The following is a 25,936-nucleotide window of genomic DNA, read 5'->3' on the forward strand; positions in this document are numbered from 1 at the left end:
GTCACGAGCGACCCCGCACGGCGCCCCGGCCGGGACCACTGTCCAGGGCCGCTGGCCTTGGAGCCCACCGCCCACACGACAGCCCACCGCAGGCGGCCACGGCTCGCCCGGGGGCCCGGGAAGGACCGGGCGAGCGGGGGGGACCAGGCGGCAGGGAACCGGGCGAGCGGGGGAACCGAGCGCTCGGGGCCCGTCGCTCACCGCGGCAGGCAGCCGCAGGTCCGCTAGGACGCGGGGCGTCCCACGGCCGCAGACAGCCGCAGCGCGCCGCAGGCGGCCGTCGGCCCCGCTGGCGGGCGCGGGACCTTTCGCGGGCGCGAGGCCTCCGGTGGTCGCAGGGCCTCCGACGGCCGCAGACCCTCCGGCGACCGCAGGACCTCCAGCGACCGCAAGCCCCGCCGGCGGGCGCAAGGCACCCGACGAGCGCTGGGCCTCCGACAGACGCGAGACGTCCGACGGGCGCGAGACGTCCGACGGGCGCGAGACGTCCGACGGGCGCGAGACGTCCGGCAGGCGCGGGGCCTCCGGCGGGCACAGGCCATCCAGCGGGCACAGGGCATCCGACAGACGCGAGACGTCCGACGGGCGCAGGACCTCCGGCGACCGCAAGCCCCGCCGGCGGGCGCAAGGCACCCGACGAGCGCTGGGCCTCCGACAGACGCGAGACGTCCGACGGGCGCGAGACGTCCGACGGGCGCGAGACGTCCGACGGGCGCGGGGCATCCGGCGGGCACAGGGCATCCGGCGGGCACAGGGCATCCGGCGGGCACAGGGCATCCGACAGACGTGAGACGTCCGACGGCCGCAGGCCCTCCGGCGACCGCGAGCCCCGCCGGCGGGCGCAAGGCACCCGACGAGCCCTGGGCCTCCGACAGACGCGAGGCGTCCGACGGGCGCAGGCCCTCCGGCGGCCGCGGGGCCTCTGGCGGCCGCAGGCCCCGCTGGCGGGCCGGGGCGGTCGGGTGGGGTCAGGCTGCTGTGGCCAGGTGGTCGCGTTCGCGGGGTACGAAGCGGACTGTGGGGTGGCCGTGGTGCCAGCCGACGGCGAGGCGCAGGCCGCCGGTGCGGGCCAGGACGAGGGCGATCACCGCGGCGGCCAGCGCGGCGATCGCGCCGCCCGCGGCGAGGCCGACGCGCGCGCCGTAGGTGTCGGTGATCCAGCCGACGATCGGGGCGCCGACCGGGGAGCCGCCGAGGAAGACCATCATGTAGAAGGCCATCACCCGGCCGCGCATGGCGGGGTCGGTCGCCATCTGGATGCCGGTGTTGGCGGTGACGTTCACCGTCATGCCGAAGACGCCGAGCGGCACCATCAGCGCCGCGAACATCCACAGCTGCGGCGACGCCGCGGCGACGATCTCCACCGCGCCGAACACCATCGCCGCCGTGCTCAGCACCCGCAGCCGGGCCGTGCCGCGCCGGGCGGCGAGCAGGGCGCCGGCGACGGAGCCGACCGCCATCAGGGTGTTGAACAGGCTGTAGGCGCCGGCGCCGGCGTGGAAGACGTCGTCGGCGAAGGCGGAGAGGTAGACGGGGAAGTTGAAGGCGAAGGTGCCGACGAAGCCGACCAGCACGATCGGCCAGATCAGCTCGGGGCGCGCGGCGACGTAGCGCAGGCCCTCGCGGAGCTGGCCCTTGCCGCGCGGGGCGCGCTCGACGACGTGCAGTTCCCGGGAGCGCATGAGCAGCAGTCCGGTGATGGGCGCGACGAAGGACAGCCCGTTGAGCAGGAACGCCCAGCCGGTGCCGACGCCGGTGATCAGCAGGCCCGCGACGGCGGGGCCGATCAGGCGGGCGGACTGGAAGTTCGCCGAGTTCAGACTGACCGCGTTCTGCAGCCGGCCGGGGCCGACCAGCTCGCTGACGAAGGACTGGCGGGCCGGGTTGTCGACGACCGTGGCGAGGCCGACGGCAAAGGCGGCGACGTACACGTGCCACACCAGGACGTGGCCGGTCAGGGTGAGCGCGGCGAGCGCGAGGCCGGTGACGGCCATCGCGGTCTGGGTGACCAGCAGCGTGGGCCGCTTGGGCAGGCGGTCGACGAGGACGCCGCCGTAGAGGCCGAAGAGCAGCATCGGCAGGAACTGCAGGGCCGTGGTCACGCCGACGGCGGTGGCGGAGCCGGTGAGGCTGAGCACCAGCCAGTCCTGGGCGATGCGCTGCATCCAGGTGCCGGTGTTGGAGACGACCTGTCCCATGAAGTACAGGCGGTAGTTCCTGATCTTCAGGGAGCTGAACATGGAGGCCCTGCGCGGGGCCTCGGCGGCGGATGAGGTGTCGTGGGTGGTCGGTGCGGGGGCGGAGTGTGCTCCGGATCCCGTACTCAAAAGGGTTCGCCTCCTCCTTGCTACGGCTGCTTTACAGGTGCGCGAGCTTCTCCAGCACGGGGGCGGCGGCGCGCAGCTTGGCCCACTCGTCCTCGTCGAGGCCCTCCACCAAAGTGGCGAGGAAGGCGTTCCGCTTTCTGCGGCTCTCCTCCAGCATGGCCTCGGCCTGTTCGGTCGGGGTCACCACCTTCTGGCGCCGGTCCTCGGGGTGCGGCTCCAGCCGGACCAGTCCCTTGGACTCCAGCAGTGCCACGATGCGGGTCATCGACGGCGGCTGCACGTGCTCCTTGCGGGCGAGCTCACCGGGGGTGGCCCGGCCGCAGAGGGAGAGGGTGCCCAGCACCGACATCTCGGTGGGGCTCAGCGACTCGTCGACCCGCTGGTGCTTGAGCCGACGGGAGAGCCGCATCACGGCGGAGCGCAGGGAGTTCACGGCGGCAACGTCGTCGCCATGGGTGAGGTCCGGCATAGTCATTAGCATATCTCATTACTCTCGCTAAAGACCACTCGCCCCTGCCATCACCCGTCCGGGTGATCCAGAAGCAGAATCCGACACACCGCGCCCGGCGTGCGCCGACCCTCGTCTCCATGGGGACCAGCGTGCTCAGCCTGCGGATAGACGGGGAGCTGCTCGAACGGCTCCGGCACCACGCGGCGAAAAGAGGAATGAGCGTCCAGGACTATGTCGTCCGGACGCTCATCCGTGATGACTTCGACGAGCGCTTCCAGGCGGCCGTCGAGGCGACAGAGAGGTTCTACGGCGTCGAGGGCGTCACGTGAGCCGCCGTGCCAGGCGTCCCGTGAGCTGCCGTGCGAGGCGTCACGTGAGTCCCAGCGCCGGCATCAGGTAGTAGAAGGCGAACACCGCGGCCACCACGTACATCGCCGCCGGGACCTCCCGGCTCCGGCCGGCCGCCAGGCGCAGCACCACGAAGGTGATGAAGCCCATGCCGATGCCGTTGGTGATCGAGTAGGTGAACGGCATCATCAGCATCGTCACGAACGCCGGGATGGCGATCGTGTGGTCCGCCCAGTCGATCTCCTTCACGGAGCCCGCGAGGATCAGGAAGCCCACCGCGACCAGCGCCGGGGTGGCCGCCTGCGACGGGACCATGGTGGCGACCGGCGTCAGGAAGAGCGCCACGGCGAACAGACCGCCGGTGACGACGTTGGCGAAGCCGGTCCGCGCGCCCTCGCCGACACCGGCCGTGGACTCCACGAACGCGGTGGTCGCCGAGGAGGAACTGGCGCCGCCCGCGGCGACCGCGATGCCGTCGACGAACAGGACCTTGTTGATGCCCGGCATCTGCCCCTGGGCGTCGGTCAGCCTGGCCTCGTCGCTGACGCCCATGATCGTGCCCATGGCGTCGAAGAAGCACGACAGCAGCACGGTGAACACGAACAGGACGCCGGTCAGCACGCCGACCTTCTCGAAGCCGCCGAACAGACTGACCTCGCCGACCAGGCCGAAGTCCGGGGTGGCGACCGGGTTGCCCGGCCACTTCGGGGTCGTCAGGCCCCAGGAGGGCACCTTGGCGACGGCCTCGATGACGACCGCGACGACCGTCATCACGACGATCGAGATCAGGATGGCACCGGGCACCTTGCGCACGATCAGCGCGAGGGTGAGCAGGGCGCCGAGCACGAAGACCAGCACCGGCCAGCCGTTGAGGTGACCGTCACCGCCGAGCTGGAGCGGGACGGTGGTGTGGGCGGCGTCCGGGATCCGGGAGACGAAGCCGGCGTCGACCAGGCCGATCAGCATGATGAACAGGCCGATACCGATGGAGATCGCCTTGCGCAGGCCGAACGGCACCGCGTTCATCACCCGCTCGCGCAGACCGGTGGCGACCAGCAGCATGACCACGAAACCGGCGAGCACCACCATGCCCATCGCGTCCGGCCAGGACATCCGGGGCGCGAGCTGGAGCGCCACCACCGAGTTCACGCCGAGACCGGCGGCGAGCGCGATCGGCACGTTGCCGATGACACCCATCAGCAGTGTGGTGAACGCCGCGGTCAGCGCGGTCGCGGTGACCAGCTGGCCGTTGTCCAGCTGGTTGCCGTACATGTCCTTCGCGCTGCCGAGGATGATCGGGTTCAGCACGATGATGTAGGCCATCGCGAAGAAGGTCGCCAGACCGCCGCGGACCTCGCGCGCCAGGGTGCTGCCACGCTCGGAGATCTTGAAGTAGCGGTCGAGGGCGCCGGGGAGCGACGCCTTGCCCGGCTGCTCGGGCGTGGGGACCTTGGCGGGTGCCGAGGTGGGCATTGGTGTGTTCCTACGAGCAGAAGTGGACAGAGACAAACGGTTTCAGTATGAACATATGAGTTCCTTGATTACCATCTCCGCGCGTAGACCCTCTCCACGCCTAGACTGACCCGCATGGCGAAGTGGACCCCCAAGCACGAGGCGCCGGAGCCCCTGGAGGGCCCCGTGGTCGCCACCATCACCGGCGGCACGATCCTCTGGTTCGTCCTCTTCCTCGTCCAGCTGCCCTTCTACGGCTGGTTCGACGAGCGCGGCCACACCTGGTGGCTGTGGACCTGCCTGGCCGGCGGCGGCCTCGGCCTGATCGGCGTCTGGTACGTCCGCAGGCGCGACCAGGCGCTCAAGCGCGCGGCACGCGAGAAGGCCTCCGCCGCGTAGGCGTCCACCGCCGGGGCGCCCCCAACGGCCCCCGCCCGGCCCGTAGTACCACGGCACGACCCACGTCCTCCCGTGGTCGGATCTTCCCCGCGTCCGGCGGTGAACGGCCATGGCCGCACGTACCGTCGAAGGCATGACGCACATCGACGCGGACGGCCGGCCCGGATCCGCGCACCCCGTGCGCACGCCCTCGCCGGGCGGGCTGACGGCCGCGGAGGTGGCCGAGCGGGTGGCGCGCGGACAGGTCAACGACGTGCCGGTGCGCAGCAGCCGGTCGATGACGGACATCGTCCGGGCGAACGTCTTCACCCGGTTCAACGCGATCATCGGCGTGCTCTGGGTGATCATGCTGTTCGTCGCGCCGATCCAGGACGGCCTGTTCGGCTTCGTCATCCTCGCCAACACCGGGATCGGCATCGTCCAGGAGTGGCGGGCCAAGAAGACCCTCGACTCGCTCGCGCTGATCGGCGAGGTGCGGCCCACGGTGCGCCGCGACGGCGCCGCCGCCGAGATCGGCACCTCCGAGATCGTGCTGGACGACGTGATCGAGGCCGGGCCCGGCGACAAGATCGTGGTCGACGGGGTGTGCGTCGAGGCGGACGGCTGGGAGATCGACGAGTCCCTGCTGACCGGCGAGGCCGACCCGGTCGTCAAACGCCCCGGCGACCAGCTGATGTCCGGCAGCTTCGTGGTCGCCGGCGGCGGCGCCTACCGGGCGACCCGGGTGGGCCGCGAGGCCTACGCCGCCCAGCTCGCCGAGGAGGCCTCCCGGTTCACGCTGGTCCACTCCGAGCTGCGCTCGGGCATCTCCACGATCCTCAAGTACGTCACGTGGATGATGGTCCCCACCGCCATCGGCCTGGTCATCAGCCAGCTGGTGGTCAAGGACGCCGACTTCAAGGACTCCCTCGCCCGGACCGTCGGCGGCATCGTCCCCATGGTCCCCGAGGGCCTGGTGCTGCTCACCTCCGTCGCCTTCGCGATCGGCGTGATCCGGCTCGGCCGCAAGCAGTGCCTGGTGCAGGAGCTGCCCGCGATCGAGGGCCTGGCCCGGGTCGACACGGTCTGCCTGGACAAGACCGGCACCCTCACCGAGGGCGGCATGGACGTCACCGAGCTGCGGGCGCTCAACGGCCACGACGAGCCGTACCTGCGCCAGGTCCTGGGCGCCCTCGGCGAGTCCGACCCGCGCCCCAACACCTCCCTCCAGGCGATCATCGACGCCTACCCGCAGGCCGACGGCTGGCGCTGCGTGGAGTCCCTGCCGTTCTCCTCGGTCCGCAAGTACAGCGGCGCCTCCTTCATCGAGGGCGACAGCGACACCAGCACCTGGCTGCTCGGCGCCCCCGACGTGCTGCTGCCCGCCGACGACCCGGCCCTCGGCGAGACCGAACGCCTCAACGAGCAGGGCCTGCGCGTGCTGCTGCTGGCCCGCGCCGCCGCCGACGACCTCTCCTCGGCCGAGGTGACGCGGGGCGCGAAACCGGCCGCCCTCGTCGTCCTGGAGCAGCGGCTGCGCCCCGACGCCGCCGACACCCTGCGCTACTTCGCCGAGCAGGACGTCCGCGCCAAGGTCATCTCCGGCGACAACGCGGTCTCCGTGGGCGCGGTGGCGGGCAAGCTGGGCCTGACCGGCGCGGTGGTGGACGCGCGCCGGCTGCCCGGCGACCGCGAGGGCATGGCGGCCGCCCTCGACGGGGGCACGGTGTTCGGGCGGGTCACCCCGCAGCAGAAGCGGGACATGGTGGGCGCCCTCCAGTCGCACGGGCACACGGTCGCGATGACCGGCGACGGGGTGAACGACGTGCTGGCGCTGAAGGACGCCGACATCGGGGTGGCGATGGGCTCCGGCTCGGAGGCGACCCGCGCGGTGGCGCAGATCGTGCTGCTGAACAACAGCTTCGCCACCCTGCCGTCGGTGGTGGCGGAGGGCCGCCGGGTGATCGGCAACATCACGCGCGTGGCGACGCTGTTCCTGGTGAAGACGGTCTACTCGGTGCTGCTGGCGGTCCTGGTCGTGTGCTCGCGAGTGGAGTACCCGTTCCTCCCCCGCCACCTCACCCTGCTGTCCACGCTCACGATCGGCGTCCCGGCCTTCTTCCTGGCCCTCGCACCCAACAAGGAGCGGGCGAAGCCCCACTTCGTGCGGCGGGTGATGCGGTACGCGATTCCGGGCGGGGTACTGGCCGCGCTGGCGACCTTCGCGACGTATCTGCTGGCCCGGCGGCACTACGACGGGCCGGGCGCTCTGGAGGCGGAGACCAGTGCCGCCACGCTGACGCTGTTCCTGATCTCGATGTGGGTGCTGGCGATCATCGCACGGCCCTACACCTGGTGGCGGATCGCGCTGGTCGCGGCGATGGGCGCCGGGTTCCTGGTGGTGCTGGTGGTGCCGTGGCTCCAGGACTTCTTCGCGCTGAGGCTGGTCGGGGTGACGATGCCGTGGGTCGCGGTGGGCATCGCGGCGGGCGCGGCGGCCGCCCTGGAGCTGCTGTGGCGCTGGGTCGGCCGCCGCTTCCCGGCCTGAGACGGACCTGGGTCGGACCGGGCTCGGTTACTGCACGTCGACGAAGTCGCCCTTGGCGTTGACCGCCGGGGTGGTCGAGGTGCCCGCGAAGCTGTAGCGGTAGTAGCCGTCGACGCCGGCCTTGACGGTGGTCTTCAGGTTGCCCGTGGAGTCCGTCTTGATGGTCTTGACGTCGGTGTAGGTGGTGGTGCCGTCCTTGCGGAACTGGAGCTTCACCGGCTGGTTCGTGTAGCCGGCGTACTTGTGGGTCTCCCAGTTGGCGCGGGCCAGCTTGCCGGTGATGGTGAGGGTCTTGCCCTTCTTCACCGGCTCCGGCGTGGCGTCCACCGTCAGCGTCGAGTTGCGCTGGATCAGGGTGGAGCCGAGGCCGCCCTGCTCGGCGTAGCCGACCTTGGTGATGTCGAAGTCGAAGCCGTCCGGGTCCTGGCCGTTGAAGTCGACGGCCAGCGCGCCGCCCTTCCAGGTGCCGGCGTCGGAGTTGAGCAGGTCGTCCTGGCCCGGGTAGATGTCGATCTTGCCGGTGCAGGTGGCGGTGGTGGCCGAGGTCGCGGTGCAGGTGGCCGGCTTGTTGCCCATCAGCGGGACGGAGGTCGGCGCCTGCATGGTCCCGCGGTACAGGACCGGGGCGCTGAGGAAGTCGCCCGACTTGACGTTGACGTCCGCGTCGTGGGTCAGGGTGTAGCTGACCGTGGTGGAGACGTGCTGGGTGGTGCCGACCTTGACGGCCTTGGCGACCTTGAAGCCGGAGAAGCTGACGTTCAGGTCGTACGGCTGGCCGGCGGCGCGGTCGGTCGCGGCCCGGGCGATCCTCGCCACGTCGGCGCGGTAGTCGTCGTCCGCTGCGGAACCGCCGGCGGCCTGCGCGGCCGGGACGGCGAGGGCGGAGAGGGCCAGGGCGCCGGTGACGGCGGCCACGGTGGCTCGTATACGCATGCGTTCCCCAAGTGAATGATCGTGGAGCCGAGTCATGACTCATGTGATCAGATGGAGTTGAGGGGGCCGGGGTTGCTCCGGCGCCGTGCGCGGCTGAAAAGACAGCCGGAAAGCGGCACGGCCCCGGATGGCTTCCGGGGCCGTGCTCAACTGCCGTGTGTGCTCGGCTGCCTGATGACTACTGCACGTCGACGTAGTCACCCGCGGCGTTGACCGCCGGGGTGGTCGTGGTGCCCGCGAAGCTGTAGCGGTAGTAGCCGTCGGCCGACGCGGTGACCGTGGTCTTCAGGTCGCCGTAGGTGTTCGTCTTGATGGTCTTCAGCGTGGTGTAGGTGCTGGAGTCCTTCTTGCGGTACTGGAGCTTGACCGACTGGCCGGAGTAGCCCGCGTACTTGCCCGTCTCCCAGTTGGCGCGGGTCAGCTTGCCCGTGACCGTGAGGGTCTTGCCCTTCTTCACCGGCTCCGGGGAGGCGTTGACGGTCAGCTTGGACAGGCGCTGGACCTTGTGGGTCTTGTAGTAGTCGTTCCAGTACTCGCTGCCGTCGTTGCCCCAGGCGGCGGCGGCCACGTGCCAGGTGCCGGCGAGGAAGTTGCCGTACAGGTCACCCTCGGCGCCCGGCAGCGCGGTGATCGTCAGCTTGCAGGTCGACGTGGTGGAGCTGACCGCGGTGCAGGTGGCGGCGTCCTCGTTCGGCGCGAGCCAGCCGTCGACGTTGTCCTCGGCGCTGGTGCCGTGCCACAGGTCGATGTAGGCGTCGTAGATGCCGGTCGGGTGGCTCGCCTTGAGGGAGACCGTGAAGGTCTTGGCGTACGTGGTGCCGACGACGACGCTCTTGCCGGCGTTCACCGTGACGTTGGAGATGACCGGCGCCTCCTCCGCGGCGGCGGAGGAGGTGAACGCCGACTTGCCGGCGCGGTCGGCGGCGCTGGGCCGGTTGATGTCGGCGTGGCTGTCCGCCTGCGCCACCGGCGCGACGACGGCGGTCAGGGCGAGGGCGCCGGTGACGGCGGCCACGGTGGTGCGAATACGCATGTGTTTCCTCAGCAGGTGGGAAAGAGCGATGGAGTGGCGCGACCTACTGGACGTCGACGTAGTCACCCGCGGCGCTGACCGCCGGGGTGGTCGAGGTGCCCGCGAAGCTGTAGCGGTAGTAGCCGTCGGCCGACGCGGTGACCGTCGTCTTCAGGTCGCCGTAGGTGTTCGTCTTGATGGTCTTCAGCGTGGTGTAGGTGCTGGAGCCCTTCTTGCGGTACTGGAGCTTCACCGACTGGCCGGAGTAGCCGGAGTACTTGTTGGCGTCCCAGTTCGCGCGGGTCAGCTTGCCCGTGACGGTGAGGGTCTTGCCCTTCTTCACCGGCTCCGGGGAGGCGTTGACCGTCAGCTTGGACAGGCGCTGGAGGGAGAAGCTCTTGGCGTTCTCCTTCTGGACGTAGTCGCCGTCCTTGCCGGAGGCGAAGACCCAGAGCTTCCAGCCGCCCGCGACCTTGTTGATGGCGTTCCCGCCCGGAACGAACGGGTAGTTCGCCGTGCAGTTCGCGGTGGTCGCGTTGACCTTCGTGCAGACCGAGAAGTCGTCCTCGGTGTGAGGAAGGGCCGCGCTGTCCGCGCTGTCCAGGTTCGCGCCGTGGTACGGCAGGGCCATGGCCTTGTCGACGCCCGAGTCGTCCTTCACCGTGAAGGAGACGGTGATCGTCTTGGTGGCGGACGCGCCGACGACGACGGGCTTGCCGCCGTTCACGGAGATGTTCGAGATCGTGGTGTCGCCGCGGATCTCGTCGGCCTGGGCGGCCGGGACCGCGACGACGGTGAGCGCCAGGGCGCCGGTGGCGACGCCGAGGGTGGCACGGATACGCATGTGTCTTCCCCGTGGAAAGCGAGGGGCCCCGCCGCCAGTCGTAACCGCCGGTTCCTGCGGTGCCGACGGGGCCCGAGTGATCACAGAGTCTGTTGACTCACGTGATCAGATTCGCGACACGGGTGAATGGTTGTACGGCTCGTCAAAAATTCGTGCGGGGGATTCCGCGCGGGGTGCGCACCGCGCCGGGGGTCAGTCGAACCACCGGTCCCGCGCCAGTTCCTCCGTGCGGGACGGGTCCTCCAGCAGGGCCGCGACCTCGAAGCGGCGGGGCCACTGGCCGGCCGCCCAGGCGAGGCCCGCGGCGACGCCCTCCAGGGTGGCCGCGTGGAGCACCCCGTCGTCCGTGAGCCGCCAGTCGATCCCGACGCCGTCGACGACGAGTTCGTCGTGCTCGACGTACGACCGGGGCGTACGCGGACCCAGCAGCACCCGCACCGCGTCCGGCACCTCGTGCTCGGTGCCCTCGCTGGTCACCTCGCCGGTCACCGACTCGCTCAGCCGCCGCACCTGGAACAGCTCGGCCAGCTCGGCGGCCCGGTTCGGGCGGACCGGGAGCAGCGGCACCCCGGCGGTGAACGGCAGCAGGTCCGGGGAGTCGACGACGACCGCGTCGGCCGCGTCGACCACCTCGACCCGCCCGTCCACGACGGCCCGCAGCTCGTCGGGCAGGGTCACCTGCTCGGGGTCCAGTTCGGCCAGCGCGCCGTACAGCCCGTGCAGCTGGGCGGCGGTGACGTGCCGGCCGGGATCGGCGAGCCGGTCCAGCAGCTCGGCCGCGCCGCCCGGCTCGTCGAGCAGCGCCGCCACCGAGGTGCGCACCCCCAGCGCCCGCAGCACCTGCTCGTCGTCGAACCCGGTGGCGTCGGCCTCGTCGTACAGCCCGCGCAGCAGCGGGTCGCCGCCGGCGGCCAGCAGTCCGGCGGGCCGGCGCCCGTCGAGCACCGGGTGCCCGCGCAGCCACCACGCGGTGTAGGGCCGTACGACCTCGTGGGTGCCGTCGGGCAGCAGGATCCGCACCGGCTGGGTGAGGGCGTCGCGCAGCGGCGGCCGGGAGAGCAGGGCGAGGGCCTGCGGCCACTTGTCGTCGTCGACGAGGTCGAGGTCGCGCACGGCGACCAGCTCGGTCGCGACCGGCGGCACGGGCGTGTCCGGGAAGCGGTCGAGGATGTCCTCGCACCACACGTCCACGGCGTCCAGCAGCCCCGGATCGTCCGGCTCGGCGTAGTCGCCGTCCCTCGGCTCCAGCTCGTCCGGGTCGAGGACGACGTCCGTGGCCCGGACGAGCGCGAAGTTCACCAGGACTCCGCACGCGGCGAGCGGGGCCTCGCCGAAGCGTTCGGCCAGCTCCGCGTCGAGGAGGGGGAGTTCACCCTCCCGCATGACCCGGGCGAAGGGGCTGCCGGGGAAGACGAGTTCACCCGCGGGGGTCGGCTCGCCGTCCTCGTCCGGCAGGGCGAGCGCGCCCAGCCAGGGTTCGTCGCCGGGCTCCAGCCCCGCCTCCCGCACCAGCGTGAGCACGGTCTCGGCCAGTTCCTCGGGGTCGAGCGCGTCCTCTTCCCAGCCGGCGCCGCCGTCGTCCTCCAGGGAGGCGGCGACGGCGGCCCGCACCTGCGGCGTGGTCAGCACGGCCCGCGGCGTCGCCGGCAGCGCGCCCAGCTTCTCCAGCAGCGGGTGGGCGGCGTCCGGGTGGGCGACCTTCAGGCCGAGCCGGGCCAGGAGGTCCGGTTCGGCCGCGGTGGCGTCGGGCAGCGGCAGCAGCACGCGGCGCGGCCCGATGGTCGAGGTGCCCCCGGCCAGCGGCACCGGCAGCCCCGACAGCCGGTCCGGGTCGATTCCGGCGAGGCTGTCGTACAGCCGCCACCACCAGCCGGGCTCCTTCTCCAGCCCGGCCAGCCGGTCCACGGCGTCCGTCAGCGGCACCCGCGCCACCCCCAGCGTCCGCAGCTCGACGCGCCGCTCCAGACCGGCCGGCAGCAGCGTGGGCAGCACCTCGGCGAGGACGCGCACGGTCTCCGCGCCGGCGCCCTCGACGACCTCGGCGTCCCGCGGCCGCAGCGACTCGGGCAGCTCGCTGTCGCCCTCGGCGGGCGGGAGGGCGGGCGGCAGGAAGGCCGTACGCGGCAGCCGGGCGAGGATCGCCTGGCGCAGCGCCCCGTCCAGCTCGCCCTTGCCCAGCGGACCGGGCACCAGGTCGATGATCCCGTCCGTCACCGGCCGCCAGCCGGCCAGCAGCGCGGCGTAGGCGTCCGCCGCCTTCTCCACGACGAAGTCGGTGAGCGGCCCCGGCGTGGCGTGCCGGCGGGTGGTGTCGAGGGGGAAGGACGCGATGAGCAGCGCGGGCACGCCCAGGGGTTCGTCGCTGGGGGTGGGCGCGTGCACGACGGGGACGGTGCGGGGGCGTGCGGGCGCCCCGGTCTCGGGCTCCACGGGCACGGCCCAGGTGACGGACCAGTACGGCCGCAGCCGTTCCTCGACCGGCCGCCCGGCCAGCAGCTCGGGGGCCAGCGGGCCGTGCGCGGAGGACGTCCGCCAGGTGGTCGTCCCGTCCCGCGAGTCCTCCACGACGGTCAGGTCGCCCTCGGTCCGCCGCCAGAGCGTGCGCGGCGCGTCGTCCCCGGTCTCGATGACGACCTCCTCCAGCCCCGGCAGGGTGAGGAGCAGCGCGTCGTCGACGGTGCGCAGCAGCCGCTCGGCGAGGTCGGCGGCGGGCGTGTCCCGCAGCGGGAGGATGACGGCGGTGTCGTACGGCTCGGGGGCGCGCCCCTCGGCGGCGAACGGCAGCCTCAGCAGCGGCACATGCCCGTCCCGCCGCCGGATCTCGTCGCCCAGCGCGGGGCTGTGCCGCGCCACGTCGGCGGCCAGGTCCCGGGCCTCGGCGAGCGACCAGCGCACGCCCCCGTGCCGGCCGACGACGGCGGGCTCGTCGGTCACGGCGAGCACGGCCGCGAAGCCGACGCCGAACCGTCCGACGGCACTCTCGTGGGTGTCCCGTTTGGCCGACGCCCGCAGGGTGGACAGGGATTCCACTCCGGCCGCGTCCAGCGGGGCTCCGGTGTTGGCGGCGACGAGCACCCCGTCCCGGAGGGTGAGCCGCAGCCGTCCCGGCACACCGGCGCGGGCCGCCGCGTCGGCGGCGTTCTGCGCGAGCTCGATGACGAGCCGGTCCCGGTAGCCGCCGAGGACCAGGTCCTCCTCGGCGTTGGCGTCCTCCCGGAACCGCGCCGCGCTGGTCGCCCAGGCGTCCAGCACCCCGCGCCGCAGCCGCCCCGTCCCGAACGGATCGGCCCCTTCGGCCGCCGGCCGCACGTACTTGCTCACGTTGCCTTCTCCTCCTCGTGACGAGAGGACGAAGGTACCGCGCTCGCGGGGGCCGTCCGGAGCGCCGGGTGGGCGCCCGCGACCACCCGCGAGGGGCCGGCGCCGGATTACGAGTGGCCCAGCTCCGCCGTCTCCTCGTCCGTGACGTCCGGGACCGAGCCGGAGTCGCGGGCGGGGCGCAGCGGGAAGGGGTCGACGCGGGTCTCGTCGATGACGGGCGGGGCCGGCTGGGGCGGCTTGGGCATGACCGCGGCCTCGGAGTGGCCGCCGCAGCCGTAGGCCAGGGAGACCACGCGGCCGTCGGCGGGGGAGAACTCGTTGGCGCAGACGCCGAAGGCCTGGCCGAGGGAGCCGCCGATGGGGACGAGGAAGCCGCAGCTGACGCAGGAGGCGGGGGCCGCCTGGGCCATGGGGGTCTTGGGGCCGTACGCCTCCTCCCAGCGGTCGGCGGCGACGTGCAGGCCGTACCGGGACAGGACCCGGGCGCGGCGCATGCCGAGTTCCTCGGCGACGGCGGCGATGGAGCCGCGCGAGGGAGCCTGGGGGAGGTGGGCCGGGGTCTCGGCGGTCACCTCGGCGTCCTCGGCCTCGGCCAGTTCCGCCATGTCCTGGGAGACCGCGGAGTTCGGCGGGGTCTCGTCCTCGCCGGTGTAACCGGGCTCCAGGCGCAGGTCCTCGGCGTCCGTGGGCAGGAGGTCTCCGGGGCCCATGTCGCCGGGGCGCAGGCGTTCGCTCCACGGCACCCATTCGGGGGCGAGGAGGGCGTCGGGGCCGGGCAGGAGGACCGCCTCGTCCACCGTGACGATCTTGGCGCGGGAGGCGCGGGCCACCGTCACGGCCCAGCGCCAGCCCCGGTAGCCCAGCTCTTCGCACTCGAAGAAGTGCGTGACAACGCGGTCACCCTCGGAGACCAGCCCCGCGTGCTCTCCGACGACGCCGGGCGCGGCGGCCTCCTCGGCGGCGGCGCGGGCGAGGTCGACGGCCTCGGCGCACAGGCGGTCGGGGGTGCGGCTTCGCGTTGTCGCTGCGCTCACAGGTATCGCTTCTCTCCTACGCCGTCTTACGGGTGCGCCTTGCCTTGAGGCGGTGGGGGCGGCGGACGGAGCGGACCTGGGGACCGCGTCGACGTCCGTGTCCTCACGCTCTCGGGCACACCTACGTCATCCATTCTGCGGGATGCCGGTGAGGCGCGCGGCCGAGAACGTTCGCCACGGCGCGCTACGCACGCTACCTGTTCCCGTGCACTTGGCCTACACCGCCGCCCGGCCGATCCCCCCTCGGTTCGCCGCCGCCGCTGCCCCGAGTTCGCCGCCATCCGGCTCGTAACACCCTTACCCGTGCCGATCTCAGGGCACTATGACGGGGTGGCAGCCGCGAGGACACCCGGTGGCACCAGCGGAATCGGTGGGGCCGAGGGGAGCAGCCGAGGCAGCGGAACGGGCCGGTGGGGCGGCTCGCTCCGCGCGCTGGGACGTGCCCTGCACCTTCCGGTCACGGGGACGGCGCGCGGGATCCGGAAGGCGACGCACGCGCACGGCGCCGGCGAGTCGGGCCTGGGCAAGCTGATCGAGCTGCACGCGGTGAACGGCGCCGGCGATGTCATGATCACCGTCGCGCTCGCCTCGACCGTGTTCTTCTCCGTGCCGACCGACGAGGCGCGCGGGCGGGTCGCCCTCTACCTGGCGATCACGATGGCCCCGTTCACGCTGCTGGCGCCCGTGGTGGGCCCGCTGCTCGACCGGGTGCCGCACGGGCGGCGGGCCGCGATGGCGTGCGCGATGCTGGCGCGGGCGCTGCTCGCCCTGGTGCTGTCCGGGGCGGTGGTCTCCGGCAGCATCCAGCTGTATCCGGCGGCGCTCGGCGTGCTGGTCGCGTCGAAGGCGTACGGCGTGGTGCGCAGTGCCGTGGTGCCACGGTTGCTGCCGCCCGGTTTCTCGCTGGTGAAGGCGAACTCGCGGGTGACGCTCGGCGGGCTGCTGGCCACCGGGGTGGCCGCGCCCGTGGGGGCCGGGCTGCAGGCGCTCGGGCCGCGCTGGCCGCTCTACGGCGCCTTTGTGATCTTCGTCGCGGGAACGTTCCTGTCGTTCTCGCTGCCACGGAAGGTCGACTCGGCCAAGGGCGAGGACACCGCGCTGCTCGCGGCGGACGCGGACCATCTCCACGGCCCGCACCGCCGGCCGGTCAAGCGCCCGGGCCTGCGGACGGTCGGCATCGCCGTCACCCACGCCCTCGGCGTGAACGCGGCCATCCGCTGCCTGGCCGGGTTCCTGATCTTCTTCCTGGCGTTCCTGCTGCGCGAGCACCCGCTGACCGGGCAGAGCGCGGCCGTGTCGCTGGGCATGGTGGCGGTCGCGGCGGGCGTCGGCAACGCCTGCGGTACGGCGGTGGGGGCGGCGCTGCGGGCCCGCGCCCCGGAGGTCATCATCGTCACGGTCGTCGCGGTGGAGCTGGGGGTGGCGGTCACCGCGGCGGTGTTCTTCGGCGCGTTCCTGGTGGCGTGCCTGGCCGCGGTCGCCGGGTTCGCGCAGGCGCTGGCGAAGCTGTCGCTGGACGCGCTGATCCAGCGGGACGTGCCGGAGCAGGTGCGCACCTCGGCGTTCGCCCGCTCGGAGACGCTGCTGCAGATGGCGTGGGTGCTGGGCGGCGCGATCGGCATCGCGATGCCGCTGAACGGCACGCTGGGGCTCGCCGTGGGCGCCGGTGTGCTGGCCGCCGGCTGGCTGACGACGGTGCGCGGGCTGCTCGGCTCGGCCCGGCACGGCGGCCGGCCGCGCGCGCGAGTGGCGTAACCCACGCCCTGCCGCCCACCCCCACCCGGGCGCTCGTCCTCGTGCGCCCGATAGCCTTCGGCCATGACCACGCTGCCCCGCGGCGAAGCCGCTAGTCAACACAGTGCTGGGCGACGCCGCCGCGCCGTCGCCGTTGCCGGCGCCGTTTCCGCCGGACTGCTCGTCCTGTCGGCCTGCGACAAGCCGACGCCGGTGTCGACCATCACGGTCGGTTCGGACTCGGTCAGCTCCGAGGCGACCTGCTACGAGGAGGGCAAGGTCCTCAAGGCGCAGGAGCTGGCCAAGTGCCTCAAGGAGAAGGACATCGACTCCCTCTCCGTCGACCCCGACGAGCTGGTGCGCTTCGGCGTCGACCCGGCCGTCGCGGACAAGGGCTGGATCATCATGATGAACGGCCAGCCGCTCCTGAACGAGCCCATCAAGAAGACGTACACGACCATCCCGGGCAGCGTGTTCTTCAACGCCCAGTACGGCGCGCAGGGCGACTCCACGCTGGTCTCCATCCGTGAGGGCGAGCGGGACGCCACCGGGCTGTGGTCCTTCAAGCTGAAGAAGGACGCCTGACCACGTCCCCGGTGAAACGCGTCCTGGTGGCCACCGCGGTCCCCGCCGAGCGGGACGCGGTGGCCAGGGCGTTCTCCCAAGCCGGCGGGCAGGAGTCCGGCGGGCCTGTCGTCATCGCCGCCGGTGTGGGTCCCGCCCGCGCCGCCGCCGCCTCGGCGACCGCCCTCACCGAGGCCGCCCGTGACGGCCGCCCCTTCCACCTGGTGGTGAGCGCCGGCATCGGCGGCGGCTTCGCGCCCGAGGCGCCGGTGGGCTCGCTGGTCGTCGCCGACGAGATCACCGCGGCCGACCTGGGCGCCGAGACCGCCGACGGCTTCGTGCCGGTCACCGAGCTGGGCTTCGGCACCGTCACCCACCGTCCCCCCGCCGCCCTCGTACGGGACGTCACGGCCGCCACCGGGGCCCGCGCCGGCACGATCCTCACCGTCTCCACGGTGACCGGCACCGCCGCGCGCGCCGCGGCCCTGCGGGCCCGCCACCCGCGCGCCCTCGCCGAGGCCATGGAGGGCTTCGGGGTCGCCGAGGCCGCCGCCGCGCACGGCGTGCCCGTGCTGGAACTGCGGGCCGTCTCCAATCCGGTGGGCCCGCGCGACCGCGCCGCCTGGCGGATCGGCGACGCGCTTTCCGCGCTGACCGAGGGCTTCGGGAAGCTCGCACCCGTCCTGGAGGGTTGGAAACCGGCATGAAGCTGCGGATCGCTTACTCCCCCTGCCCGAACGACACCTTCGTCTTCGACGCCCTGGCCCACGGCCGCGTCCCCGGCGCCCCCCTCCTGGACGTGACGTTCGCCGACATCGACGTCACCAACGGCATGGCCGAGCGCGGCGAGTTCGACGTGCTGAAGGTGTCGTACGCGGTGCTGCCGTACGTCCTCGACGAGTACGCCCTGCTGCCGTGCGGCGGGGCGCTGGGGCGGGGCTGCGGGCCGCTCGTGCTGACGCGGGAGCCGGGGACGGACCTGACCGGCCGTACGGTCGCCGTGCCCAGTGAGCGGTCGACGGCGTACCTGCTGTTCCGGCTGTGGGCGGCGGACACCGTGCCCGGCGGGGTCGGGCGGATCGTGGTGATGCCGTTCCACGAGATCATGCCCGCGGTGCGGGACGGGAGGGTGGACGCCGGACTCGTCATCCACGAGGCCCGGTTCACGTACCACACCTACGGGCTGCACAAGCTCGCCGACATGGGCGAGCACTGGGAGGACACCACCGGGCTGCCGATCCCGCTGGGCGCGATCATCGCGAAGCGGTCGCTGGGCGCGCCGGCCCTGCGGCGGCTCGCCGACTCGATCCGTACGTCCGTACGGGCCGCGTGGGACGACCCCGAGGCGTCCCGCCCGTACGTCATGGAACACGCCCAGGAGATGGACCCGGCCGTCGCCGACCAGCACATCGGGCTGTACGTCAACGAGTTCACCGCCGGCCTCGGCGACGAGGGCTACGCGGCGGTCCGCGGGCTGCTCACCCGCGCGGCGGCCGAGGGACTGGTGCCGCCCCTCGGCCCCGAGGCGCTGGACTTCCCGTAGCGGTGTCCTACACGTCGAGCTGGTCGGCGACCGCGCGGAGCAGGCCGGCGATCTTCTTGCCGGAGGCCCGCTCCGGGTAGCGGCCCTTCTCCAGCATCGGGGTGATGTTCTCCAGCAGGGTCGTCAGGTCCTGCACGATCGAGGCCAGCTCGTCCGGCTTCTTGCGCTGCGCGGCGGCGACCGACGGGGTCGGCTCCAGCAGGATCACCGACAGGGCCTGGTCGCCGCGCTGGCCGGCGACCACGCCGAATTCCACGCGCTGACCCGGCTTGAGCGTCTCCACTCCGGCGGGGAGAACCGAGGAATGGACGAAGACGTCACCGCCGTCGTCGCGGGAGAGAAAGCCGAAGCCCTTCTCGCTGTTGAACCACTTGACCTTGCCGGTAGGCACGTCTGTCCTCGTCCTCGTACTCGTCGGAAAACTGCTTCGGAAACGGCTTCTGATAGCACTACAGCGGGTCGTCACTGACCCGCCGGTACCAAGGCTAATGGTCCCGGGGCCGCTGACAAGACGTCGCCCGGCTGTTCCCTCGGGCTGGGAACTACCCTGGTCCGGTGCGTGACAAAACCCCACCGAATTCCGCCGCGCCCGGTGACCGGCTGATCCGTGCCGGCGCCGTCGTGTTCTTCCTCGGAGCCGTGGCCACGCTGGTCACCGTGGCCCCGCTGTTCCTCGGAACGACGCCGTTTCCGACGTACATGTTCGCATTGAGCATGCTGATGGGCGTCGGATTTCTGATCGCCGGTGCCGGGGTGATGCGGTCCATCGCCGCCGGGCGGCGTCAGGCGCGCGCCGCCTCCGGTGCGTCCGGGGCGCCGCCGGCCTCCGCCAGGTAGCCGGCCAGCCACCGCGGGAACGCGGTCAGGTCGGCGAGGACGACGTCGCTGCCGGCCGCGCGCAGCTCGTCCGCGCCGAACGGGCCGGTCGCCACCGTCACCGCCAGGGCGTCGGCGGCGCGGGCGGCGCGGATGTCGCCCAGGTGGTCGCCGACGTAGACGGCCGCGGCGTGCTCGCGCAGGGCCTGCGCCTTCGCCTCCGCCCACAGGTCGCCGACCAAGGCGTCCGGCTCGATGCCCAGGTGCCTCAGGTGCAGCGCGGCGTTCGGCTCGTACTTCGCCGTGACCACGATCGCCCGCCCGCCCGCCGCCCGGACGGCGGCGACGGCCTCACGGGCGCCGGGCAGGGCGGGGGTGGCGGCGATGGCGTACCGCGGATACATCGACCGGTACAGGTCGGCCATCGCCGGGACCTCCTCCTCCGGGAACCAGTTCCGCAGCTCGTGCGCCAGCGGCGGGCCGAGGCGGGTGACCGCGAGGTCGGCGTCGACGAACGTGCCGGTGCGCTCGGCGAGCGCCTGGTAGCAGGCGCGGATGCCGGGGCGGGAGTCGATCAGGGTCATGTCCAGGTCGAAGCCGACGGTCAGCGGGGCGGAGGTTGCAGAGGCCATGCGGGCCATTGTGCCGACCGGCCGGCGACGCCCCGGCCGGGACCACGGCACACCGCCGCTCGCGGCGCGCTTCCCGGTCCGCCGGTCACCGCTGTCTCTGCGACCGCCAGACCAGGAACGCCGCCGACGCGAGCGCCGCGCCCCGCACCACCCACGGCCAGGTCTCGCCGATCGCGTCGCCCATCGCGCCCTCGGGGATCGGCTCCCCCCAGCGGCCCTCCGTACGGCCCCACAGCCAGGTGAAACCGGCGGCGACCGCGAGACCGGGCAGGACCATGACCGCCCACTTGACCTCGGCCGGGGTCAGGCGGCGGGAGACGTAGACGATCAGCCAGCCGAAGGCGAGGACCAGGAGGTTGCCGAGGACCGCGCCCGCCACCAGGAGGGCGGCGGCGAACAGCAGCAGCGGGTTGCTCCAGCCGCCGGCGGCCGGGAGGAAGCGGCGGCGGCCCTCCCGCGGCTCCTCCTCCGCCTCGCCCGCCTCCTCGATGCCCTCGGCGTCCTCGGGCGCGGTCCGCGGCGCGGGGGGCTTCCCGGCCGCCGCCGGATCGCGCCGCGGGGGCGGCTTCAGCAGGTCGGGGATCTCCACGCCGCCGACGAACCCCGGCACCGCCTCCCCGGGGCCGAACGGGGTGCCCTCCACCCGCCACCAGTCCGGCTCGACCGCGCTGTCGCCGAGTTCGTGGGCGCCCGCCAGGTGGGGCGCGGCGGGGACGTCCGCGTCCGCGGTCCGCGGTTCGGCGGGGCGGGGGCGCGGGACGACGCGGCGCAGGCTCCTCGGCAGGCCGCGGGGCTGCTTGGCGGGCTTGTCGGGGCGGCGCCGCGCGGTGCCCGTGGTCTCGTCCCGCTGGGCCGGGACGGCGGCGGGCGGCGGCTGCGGCGCGGTGCGCGTGCCGGTGCCGTCGCCCGCCGCCGTGACCACGTCGTCGGGGCTGCCCAGCCGGGCGATGATCCGGCGGACGGCGGCGGGGCTGTCCACCGGGACCTTCGCCCGCCGCCGGTCGATCTCGTCCCGCAACTGGTTCACCAGCCGCATGCGGGTGGCGGAGGGCAGCTGCCGCTGCTGCGCCACGTCGCCGACGCGGCTCAGATACTCGTAGACGACCTTGTCGCTCTCGATGCCCACGCTGTCCCCTCCGGGGCGGGTGTGCCGTTGTGCCGTTGTGCGCTGTGCCTTGCGTGTTGTGCGTGTTTCCGCCGGAATCCGTCCCCGGGGGACGACGTTAGCGCAGGGGGCGGCGGCGGACGGTGTGTCAGCCGGGTTCCCGCGGACCGGACTTGTCCGCCTCCGGGCGGCGCCGCGCGCAGCGGCCGGGGGTCCCGCGGCCGGGAGTGCGGGCCCCGGCCGGGCCGGTGCGGGCGGCTCGCGGGGGTCGTGCGGGGCTGATGCCGGCGGACGGCAGCCGCTACCGTTGGCCGGATGAGCACCGAGGAGAAGCCTGTGGCCCCCCGGTCCCTCGCGGAGGCGCTCCGCGGTCGGGACGACGCCTCGCTGGCCCGGCTCCTGCGCGGCCGGCCGGATCTCATCACGCCGGTGCCGACGGATCTGACGCAGCTGGCGACCCGGGCGGGGACGCGGGCCTCGGTGGTGCGGGCGCTGGAGCGGCTGGACCGGTTCGTGTCGCAGACGGCGCAGGCGCTGGCCGTGGCCGGGGACCCGGCGTCGTACGACGAGCTGCTGGGGCTGATGGCGGGGGACGACCCGGATCCGGTGGTGGCCGCCGCGCTGCCCCGGGCGCTGGGCGTGCTGCGGGAGCAGGCGCTGGTGTGGGGGGACGACGAGCGGCTGCGGCTGGTGCGCACCGCCCGGGAGCTGCTGGCGCCGTCGCCGCAGCACCCCTCGCCGACCGGGCTGGGGCCCACGGTGCGGGAGGCGACCGCGGGGATGTCGCCGGGGCGGATCCAGGAGATCGTGGCCGCGGCCGGGCTGCCGTCCACGCACGACGCGGTCTCCGCGGTCGCCTCGCTCACCGCGCTGTTCCGCGACCGCCGGCGGATGCGGGCGCTGCTCGCCGGGGCGCCCGAGGAGTCGCGGCAGGTGCTGGAGCGGCTGGTGTGGGGGCCGCCGTACGGGCAGGTGACCGCGGATCCGGCGCCCCGGCTGCGGTGGCTGCTGGACCGGGGGCTGCTGCTGCCGACCGCGCCGGGGACGGTCGTCCTGCCGCGCGAGGTGGCGCTGCATCTGCGGGGCGGGCGCGCGCACCGCGCGCCCGAGCCGGTGCCGCCGGCCGTCGAGGCCGCGGCCACGCACCGTCCGCAGGTGGTGGACGCCACGGCCGCCGGGCAGGCGCTGACCGCGCTGGCGACCGTGGAGGAGCTGCTGAAGGAGTGGGACGAGGGCGGCCCCGCGGTGCTGCGGGCCGGCGGGCTGAGCGTGCGCGACCTCAAGCGCACCGCCGTCGCCCTGGACGTCTCCGAGCCGGTCGCCGCGTTCTGGGTGGAGCTGGCCTACGCCGCCGGGCTGATCGCCTCCGACGGCGAGGCCGACGAGCGGTACGCGGCCACCCCCGCCTACGACGACTGGCTGGAGCGGCCCGCCGCCGAACGCTGGTCCCGCCTCGCCGAGGCCTGGCTCACCGCCACCCGCACGCCCGGACTGATCGGTGGGCGCGACGCCAAGGACCGCAGTCTGTCCGCGCTCGGCCCCGGCCTCGACCGCTCGGCCGCGCCGGAGGTACGGCACCGGGTGCTCACCCTGCTCGCCGGGCTGCCCGAGGGCGCCGCCCCCGGCACCGACTCGCTGCTGGCCCGGCTGCGCTGGGAGCGGCCCTCGCGCGGCGGCCGGGACGCGGCGGACGACCTGCGGGCCCGGCTCGCGCAGTGGGCGCTGTCGGAGGCGGAGCTGCTGGGCGTGACGGGGCGCGGCGCGCTGTCCCGGCACGGGCGCGCCCTCCTCGGCGCGAGCGCCCCCACGCCCGCCCCCGCGCACACGCCGGAGCACGCCCCCGCCGCCGAGTCGCGGGGCCCCGGTGACAAGCTCCCCGTGCACCACCACCATCACCACGAGCACCACCACCACGCGGTGCCCGCCGTCCCCGAGCCGCTCTCCCCAGCCGAGCAGGCCACGGCCACCGCGGCCGCCGCCCGGGTGCTCGCCCCGCTGCTGCCCGAGCCGCTGGACCACGTGCTGCTCCAGGCCGACCTGACGGCCGTGGCGCCGGGTCCGCTCCAGCGCCCGCTGGCCGAGACGCTGGGCGTGCTCGCGGAGGTGGAGTCGAAGGGCGGGGCGACGGTGTACCGGTTCACGCCCGCCTCGGTGCGCCGCGCCCTGGACGCCGGCCGCACCGCCGCCGAGCTGCACGCCTTCCTCGCCGAGCACTCCCGTACGCCGGTGCCGCAACCACTCGCCTATCTGATCGACGACGTGGCCCGCCGCCACGGTCATCTGCGGGTCGGCGCCGCCTCGGCGTACGTCCGCTGCGACGACGACGCCCTGCTCAGCGAGATCCTGGCGGACAAGCGGGCGGCGGGCCTGCGGCTGCGCCGCCTGGCCCCGACGGTGCTGGCCGCGCAGGCGGACCCGGCGAGCCTGCTGGAGGGGCTGCGCGCGATGGGCTTCGCCCCGGCCGCCGAGTCCGCCGAGGGCGATGTGCTGATCACCCGCGCGCACGCCCACCGCACCCCGCCGCGCACCGCCCCCGAGCCGGTGCCGGACGGGCCGCCGGTGCCCGACGCGACGCTGCTCTCCGCCGCCGTCCGGGCGATCCGGGCGGGCGACCTGGCCGCCACCGCCCCGCGCAAGCCGGGCGACGGCGGCGCGCCCGGCGGATCGGCTCCGGCCGCGCCGGGCGCGCTGCCGCGCACCGGCTCCGCCGAGACGCTGGCCACCATGCAGGCCGCGGTGCTCACCGGGCAGTCGCTGTGGATCGGCTACGTGAACGCGGAGGGCGCCGCGAGCCAGCGGGTCATCGCCCCGGTGCGGGTCGAGGGCGGCTTCGTGACGGCGTACGACCACACCTCGGACGAGGTCCGCACCTTCCCGCTGCACCGGATCACGGGCGTGGCGGAGCTGGCGGACGAGGACGGCTGACGCGCGCTGCCACGAGGCTCACCCGTACGGGTGTACGTCCGCGTTCATGCACGCCACGCCGGGGATTTCCCACCCTTGGGGGAGCTTGCCGGGCCCGTCGCATTCCGGGCGGAAGCGCCGGGCAGTCACCGGGTGTCCTGGTCCCGCCCGAGCCGCCGGACGCGCGGCTCGGGCCGAGCACAGCCGAAAGGAACCCCCCATGCGCGCAGCCCGTCGAGTGGCCGCCGTCCTGTCCGCCGCCGCCCTGATGTTCGGTGCCCTGACCACTCAGGCGGCGGCCGTCAGCATCGATGTCGCCGGACTGGTCATCGAGACGCCGCAGGTCTGATCCGCCGCCGTCGCACGCACCGGGCCGGTCCCGTTCTGCCCTTCCGGGACCGGCCCGCCGACCCCGTCCGTCCTGTCACCGAAAGGCCCTGACGCCTCCCATGCGCTCCGGACCCGCCCTCCGCCCTCGCCTCACCCGCTCCACCGCGCTCGCCGTCCTCGCGGCGGTGCTGGTCCCGGCCGTCGCGGCGGCCGGCGCCCTGGCGCCGCAGGCCTCCGCCGCCACCCCGGCCACCGTGACCACCGCGACCGCTCCGACCACCGCGACCACCGCCGCCGCTCCCCTGCCGCTGCCGCTTCCGCTGCCGGAGGCCGGGGCGGGGCCCATCGTCAGCGAGGTGGGCAACATCGAGGGCCCGCTGATCGACACGATCACTCTGCCCAGGCTGTAGCGGTGCGGCGCTTGCGGTAGCTGTCCCCTTCGAGCCGTACGGTCTCGGCGTGGTGGGCGAGGCGGTCCGCCATCGCCGGGACGGACGGGCCGTCGAGCACCTCGTGCCAGCGCTCCAGCGGGCGGTCGCTGGTGACGACCAGCGAGCCGCGCTCGTAGCGGTGGGCGACCAGCCGGAACAGCAGGCGCGTGGCGTCCGGGCCGAAGGGGACGTAGCCGACCTCGTCGACGACGAGGAGGGCGGCCTCGTCCAGACCGGCCAGCTCCTCCGCAAGGCGTCCCGCGGCCTCCGCCTCCGCGAGCCGGGCCGCCCACTCCGCGGCGGTCGCGAACAGCACCCGGTGCCCGGCCTGGCAGGCCCGCAGGCCCAGCCCGATCGCGAGGTGGGTCTTGCCGGTGCCGGGGCCGCCGATGAAGAGCACGTTGCGGCGCGCGGAGACGAAGTCGAGCTTGCCGAGGCGCGCGACCGTGTCGCGGTCGAAGGCGCGCGGATGGTCGGTGTCGAAGTCCTCCAGCTGCTTGCGGGCGGGGAACCCGGCGGCCCGGATCCGGTCCTCGGCGTGGTCCTCCCACACGGGCGGGCCGGCCTGGGCGGGGACCGTCACCGGGGCGTCCCCCGGTCCGGGCCGGGATTGCCCGGCCCGCTCGGTCTCCGCGGGCCGGTGCTCCCTGGCGTGGTGGTGTTCGACGCGGGCCACCATCTCCCCCGACATGTAGGCGAGGATCGCGGCGGACACGATGAACGCCATGTGGATCACCGTGCCCCACAGCAGCGAGTGGTGGGGGGTGTGGTCGACGTCCACGAACATCTGGAGCAGGTGGACGGAGGAGATGCCCACGATGGCGGTGGCCAGCTTGACCTTCAGCACGTTCGGGTTGACGTGCGAGAGCCATTCCGGCTGGTCCCGGTGGCCCTGGAGGTCGATCCGGGAGACGAAGGTCTCGTAGCCGCCGACGATCACCATGATGAGCAGGTTGGCGATCATCACGACGTCGACGAGCTTCAGCACGGCGAGCATGACGTACGTCTCGTCGGCCCGCCCGGCCACGCACCGGACGATTAACGTCCACAGCTCGTTGAAGAACTTGTAGACATACACGCCCTGTACGGCGACCAGGCCGAAGTACAGCGGGGCCTGGAGCCAGCGGGTGGCGAACAGGGCGTACCCGAGCGTGGCGGTGGGCGGTGGCGGCGTCCGAGTCATGTGCTGCACACTGCGTCATTCTTCGCATACCTCCGCCGTACGGCCG

The 25,936-nt window shown here is 73.7% G+C and carries 23 protein-coding genes; 11 read left to right on the forward strand and 12 right to left on the reverse strand.

All coding sequences use genetic code 11. From position 1 onward, the window contains the following. Positions 1–968: 968 nt before the first annotated feature. Both G7Z13_RS15730 and G7Z13_RS15735 read right to left on the reverse strand, forming a co-directional pair. Positions 969–2,327 (reverse strand): MFS transporter, encoded by a 1,359-nt coding sequence (locus tag G7Z13_RS15730; RefSeq protein WP_165999864.1) that lies wholly within the window; start codon positions 2,325–2,327, stop codon positions 969–971. 31 nt (positions 2,328–2,358) lie between these two features. Next, positions 2,359–2,796 (reverse strand): MarR family transcriptional regulator, encoded by a 438-nt coding sequence (locus G7Z13_RS15735; protein ID WP_165999866.1) that lies wholly within the window; start codon positions 2,794–2,796, stop codon positions 2,359–2,361. Positions 2,797–2,915: 119 nt separating this feature from the next. On the opposite strand from G7Z13_RS15735, the gene G7Z13_RS15740 reads away from it, so the two are divergent. Then, complete coding sequence (locus tag G7Z13_RS15740) at positions 2,916–3,107, forward strand: ribbon-helix-helix protein, CopG family (RefSeq protein WP_165999869.1); 192 nt, start codon at positions 2,916–2,918, stop codon at positions 3,105–3,107. Positions 3,108–3,147: 40 nt separating this feature from the next. Here the strand turns inward: G7Z13_RS15740 and G7Z13_RS15745 are convergent, their stop codons facing one another. Further along, positions 3,148–4,599 (reverse strand): NCS2 family permease, encoded by a 1,452-nt coding sequence (locus tag G7Z13_RS15745; RefSeq protein ID WP_165999871.1) that lies wholly within the window; start codon positions 4,597–4,599, stop codon positions 3,148–3,150. 114 nt (positions 4,600–4,713) lie between these two features. Here G7Z13_RS15745 and G7Z13_RS15750 point away from each other — a divergent pair, with 114 nt between their 5' ends. Together G7Z13_RS15750 and G7Z13_RS15755 are read left to right on the forward strand one after the other, a co-directional pair. Next, entirely contained in the window at positions 4,714–4,977 is a 264-nt protein-coding gene (locus G7Z13_RS15750) for a DUF2530 domain-containing protein (RefSeq protein WP_165999873.1), read from the forward strand. A gap of 133 nt (positions 4,978–5,110) precedes the next feature. Further along, entirely contained in the window at positions 5,111–7,504 is a 2,394-nt protein-coding gene (locus G7Z13_RS15755) for an HAD-IC family P-type ATPase (RefSeq protein WP_165999875.1), read from the forward strand. A gap of 27 nt (positions 7,505–7,531) precedes the next feature. On the opposite strand, the gene G7Z13_RS15760 is transcribed toward G7Z13_RS15755, so the two are convergent. The 5 genes from G7Z13_RS15760 to G7Z13_RS15780 all read right to left on the reverse strand — a co-directional run bounded on the left by G7Z13_RS15760 (position 7,532) and on the right by G7Z13_RS15780 (position 14,648). Continuing rightward, the gene (locus G7Z13_RS15760) at positions 7,532–8,437 is read right to left on the reverse strand and encodes a DUF5707 domain-containing protein (RefSeq protein ID WP_165999878.1); all 906 of its coding nucleotides are present in this window, start codon (positions 8,435–8,437) and stop codon (positions 7,532–7,534) included. 178 nt (positions 8,438–8,615) lie between these two features. After that, positions 8,616–9,470 (reverse strand): calcium-binding protein, encoded by an 855-nt coding sequence (locus G7Z13_RS15765; protein WP_165999880.1) that lies wholly within the window; start codon positions 9,468–9,470, stop codon positions 8,616–8,618. Positions 9,471–9,513: 43 nt separating this feature from the next. Continuing rightward, on the reverse strand, positions 9,514–10,293 hold the full coding sequence (locus tag G7Z13_RS15770; protein ID WP_165999882.1) for a calcium-binding protein: 780 nt from the start codon (positions 10,291–10,293) through the stop codon (positions 9,514–9,516). Positions 10,294–10,485: 192 nt separating this feature from the next. Continuing rightward, positions 10,486–13,614, reverse strand: a complete 3,129-nt coding sequence (locus G7Z13_RS15775) for a molecular chaperone Hsp90 (RefSeq protein ID WP_165999884.1) — start codon at positions 13,612–13,614, stop codon at positions 10,486–10,488. Between the two features lie 107 nt (positions 13,615–13,721). Continuing rightward, complete coding sequence (locus G7Z13_RS15780; protein WP_165999886.1) at positions 13,722–14,648, reverse strand: DUF3027 domain-containing protein; 927 nt, start codon at positions 14,646–14,648, stop codon at positions 13,722–13,724. Between the two features lie 330 nt (positions 14,649–14,978). Between G7Z13_RS15780 and G7Z13_RS15785 the strand changes: the two genes are divergently transcribed. From G7Z13_RS15785 to G7Z13_RS15800, 4 genes are all read left to right on the forward strand, one after another. After that, entirely contained in the window at positions 14,979–16,403 is a 1,425-nt protein-coding gene (locus G7Z13_RS15785; RefSeq protein ID WP_165999888.1) for an MFS transporter, read from the forward strand. A 63-nt stretch (positions 16,404–16,466) separates the two neighbouring features. Continuing rightward, positions 16,467–16,967, forward strand: a complete 501-nt coding sequence (locus tag G7Z13_RS15790; RefSeq protein WP_165999890.1) for a DUF2771 domain-containing protein — start codon at positions 16,467–16,469, stop codon at positions 16,965–16,967. Further along, complete coding sequence (locus tag G7Z13_RS15795) at positions 16,937–17,653, forward strand: futalosine hydrolase (protein ID WP_165999892.1); 717 nt, start codon at positions 16,937–16,939, stop codon at positions 17,651–17,653. Before G7Z13_RS15790 ends, G7Z13_RS15795 begins: the two co-directional genes overlap by 31 nt. After that, positions 17,650–18,489, forward strand: coding sequence for a 1,4-dihydroxy-6-naphthoate synthase (locus tag G7Z13_RS15800; protein ID WP_206313079.1), 840 nt, complete (start codon positions 17,650–17,652; stop codon positions 18,487–18,489). The genes G7Z13_RS15795 and G7Z13_RS15800 overlap by 4 nt, the downstream gene beginning before the upstream one ends. A gap of 7 nt (positions 18,490–18,496) precedes the next feature. On the opposite strand, the gene G7Z13_RS34100 is transcribed toward G7Z13_RS15800, so the two are convergent. Further along, a complete protein-coding gene (locus tag G7Z13_RS34100; protein ID WP_165999894.1) occupies positions 18,497–18,880 on the reverse strand; it encodes a cold-shock protein in 384 nt (127 codons plus the stop codon). 164 nt (positions 18,881–19,044) lie between these two features. On the opposite strand from G7Z13_RS34100, the gene G7Z13_RS15810 reads away from it, so the two are divergent. Continuing rightward, positions 19,045–19,326 (forward strand): hypothetical protein, encoded by a 282-nt coding sequence (locus tag G7Z13_RS15810; protein WP_165999896.1) that lies wholly within the window; start codon positions 19,045–19,047, stop codon positions 19,324–19,326. Here G7Z13_RS15810 and G7Z13_RS15815 read toward each other — a convergent pair. Both G7Z13_RS15815 and G7Z13_RS15820 read right to left on the reverse strand, forming a co-directional pair. Then, positions 19,272–19,946: a haloacid dehalogenase-like hydrolase gene (locus tag G7Z13_RS15815; protein WP_165999898.1), complete on the reverse strand. Its 675-nt coding sequence runs from the start codon at positions 19,944–19,946 to the stop codon at positions 19,272–19,274. The two genes, G7Z13_RS15810 and G7Z13_RS15815, sit on opposite strands and share 55 nt — an antisense overlap. Before the next feature lie 76 nt (positions 19,947–20,022). Further along, positions 20,023–21,063 (reverse strand): hypothetical protein, encoded by a 1,041-nt coding sequence (locus G7Z13_RS15820; RefSeq protein ID WP_165999900.1) that lies wholly within the window; start codon positions 21,061–21,063, stop codon positions 20,023–20,025. 294 nt (positions 21,064–21,357) lie between these two features. Between G7Z13_RS15820 and G7Z13_RS15825 the strand changes: the two genes are divergently transcribed. The 3 genes from G7Z13_RS15825 to G7Z13_RS15830 all read left to right on the forward strand — a co-directional run bounded on the left by G7Z13_RS15825 (position 21,358) and on the right by G7Z13_RS15830 (position 24,686). Then, a complete protein-coding gene (locus G7Z13_RS15825; RefSeq protein WP_165999902.1) occupies positions 21,358–23,967 on the forward strand; it encodes a helicase C-terminal domain-containing protein in 2,610 nt (869 codons plus the stop codon). Positions 23,968–24,166: 199 nt separating this feature from the next. Then, positions 24,167–24,295 (forward strand): hypothetical protein, encoded by a 129-nt coding sequence (locus G7Z13_RS34105; protein ID WP_277347401.1) that lies wholly within the window; start codon positions 24,167–24,169, stop codon positions 24,293–24,295. 100 nt (positions 24,296–24,395) lie between these two features. Continuing rightward, entirely contained in the window at positions 24,396–24,686 is a 291-nt protein-coding gene (locus tag G7Z13_RS15830; RefSeq protein WP_165999903.1) for a hypothetical protein, read from the forward strand. Here the strand turns inward: G7Z13_RS15830 and istB are convergent. Next, positions 24,667–25,890, reverse strand: coding sequence for an IS21-like element helper ATPase IstB (gene istB / locus G7Z13_RS15835; protein ID WP_165999905.1), 1,224 nt, complete (start codon positions 25,888–25,890; stop codon positions 24,667–24,669). The two genes, G7Z13_RS15830 and istB, sit on opposite strands and share 20 nt — an antisense overlap. Between the last annotated feature and the right edge of the window lie 46 nt (positions 25,891–25,936).

Source organism: Streptomyces sp. JB150, assembly GCF_011193355.1.
Taxonomy (GTDB): domain Bacteria; phylum Actinomycetota; class Actinomycetes; order Streptomycetales; family Streptomycetaceae; genus Streptomyces.

Bases quoted from the DNA above. Each gene is read 5' to 3' on its own strand.
- G7Z13_RS15735 (WP_165999866.1), bottom strand. From the start codon at position 2,796: ATGCCGGACCTCACCCATGGCGACGACGTTGCCGCCGTGAACTCCCTG.
- G7Z13_RS15740 (WP_165999869.1), top strand. From the start codon at position 2,916: ATGGGGACCAGCGTGCTCAGCCTGCGGATAGACGGGGAGCTGCTCGAA.
- G7Z13_RS15745 (WP_165999871.1), bottom strand. From the start codon at position 4,599: ATGCCCACCTCGGCACCCGCCAAGGTCCCCACGCCCGAGCAGCCGGGC.
- G7Z13_RS15750 (WP_165999873.1), top strand. From the start codon at position 4,714: ATGGCGAAGTGGACCCCCAAGCACGAGGCGCCGGAGCCCCTGGAGGGC.
- G7Z13_RS15755 (WP_165999875.1), top strand. From the start codon at position 5,111: ATGACGCACATCGACGCGGACGGCCGGCCCGGATCCGCGCACCCCGTG.
- G7Z13_RS15760 (WP_165999878.1), bottom strand. From the start codon at position 8,437: ATGCGTATACGAGCCACCGTGGCCGCCGTCACCGGCGCCCTGGCCCTC.
- G7Z13_RS15765 (WP_165999880.1), bottom strand. From the start codon at position 9,470: ATGCGTATTCGCACCACCGTGGCCGCCGTCACCGGCGCCCTCGCCCTG.
- G7Z13_RS15770 (WP_165999882.1), bottom strand. From the start codon at position 10,293: ATGCGTATCCGTGCCACCCTCGGCGTCGCCACCGGCGCCCTGGCGCTC.
- G7Z13_RS15790 (WP_165999890.1), top strand. From the start codon at position 16,467: ATGACCACGCTGCCCCGCGGCGAAGCCGCTAGTCAACACAGTGCTGGG.
- G7Z13_RS15800 (WP_206313079.1), top strand. From the start codon at position 17,650: ATGAAGCTGCGGATCGCTTACTCCCCCTGCCCGAACGACACCTTCGTC.
- G7Z13_RS15815 (WP_165999898.1), bottom strand. From the start codon at position 19,946: ATGGCCCGCATGGCCTCTGCAACCTCCGCCCCGCTGACCGTCGGCTTC.
- G7Z13_RS15825 (WP_165999902.1), top strand. From the start codon at position 21,358: ATGAGCACCGAGGAGAAGCCTGTGGCCCCCCGGTCCCTCGCGGAGGCG.
- G7Z13_RS34105 (WP_277347401.1), top strand. From the start codon at position 24,167: ATGCGCGCAGCCCGTCGAGTGGCCGCCGTCCTGTCCGCCGCCGCCCTG.
- G7Z13_RS15830 (WP_165999903.1), top strand. From the start codon at position 24,396: ATGCGCTCCGGACCCGCCCTCCGCCCTCGCCTCACCCGCTCCACCGCG.
- istB (WP_165999905.1), bottom strand. From the start codon at position 25,890: ATGACTCGGACGCCGCCACCGCCCACCGCCACGCTCGGGTACGCCCTG.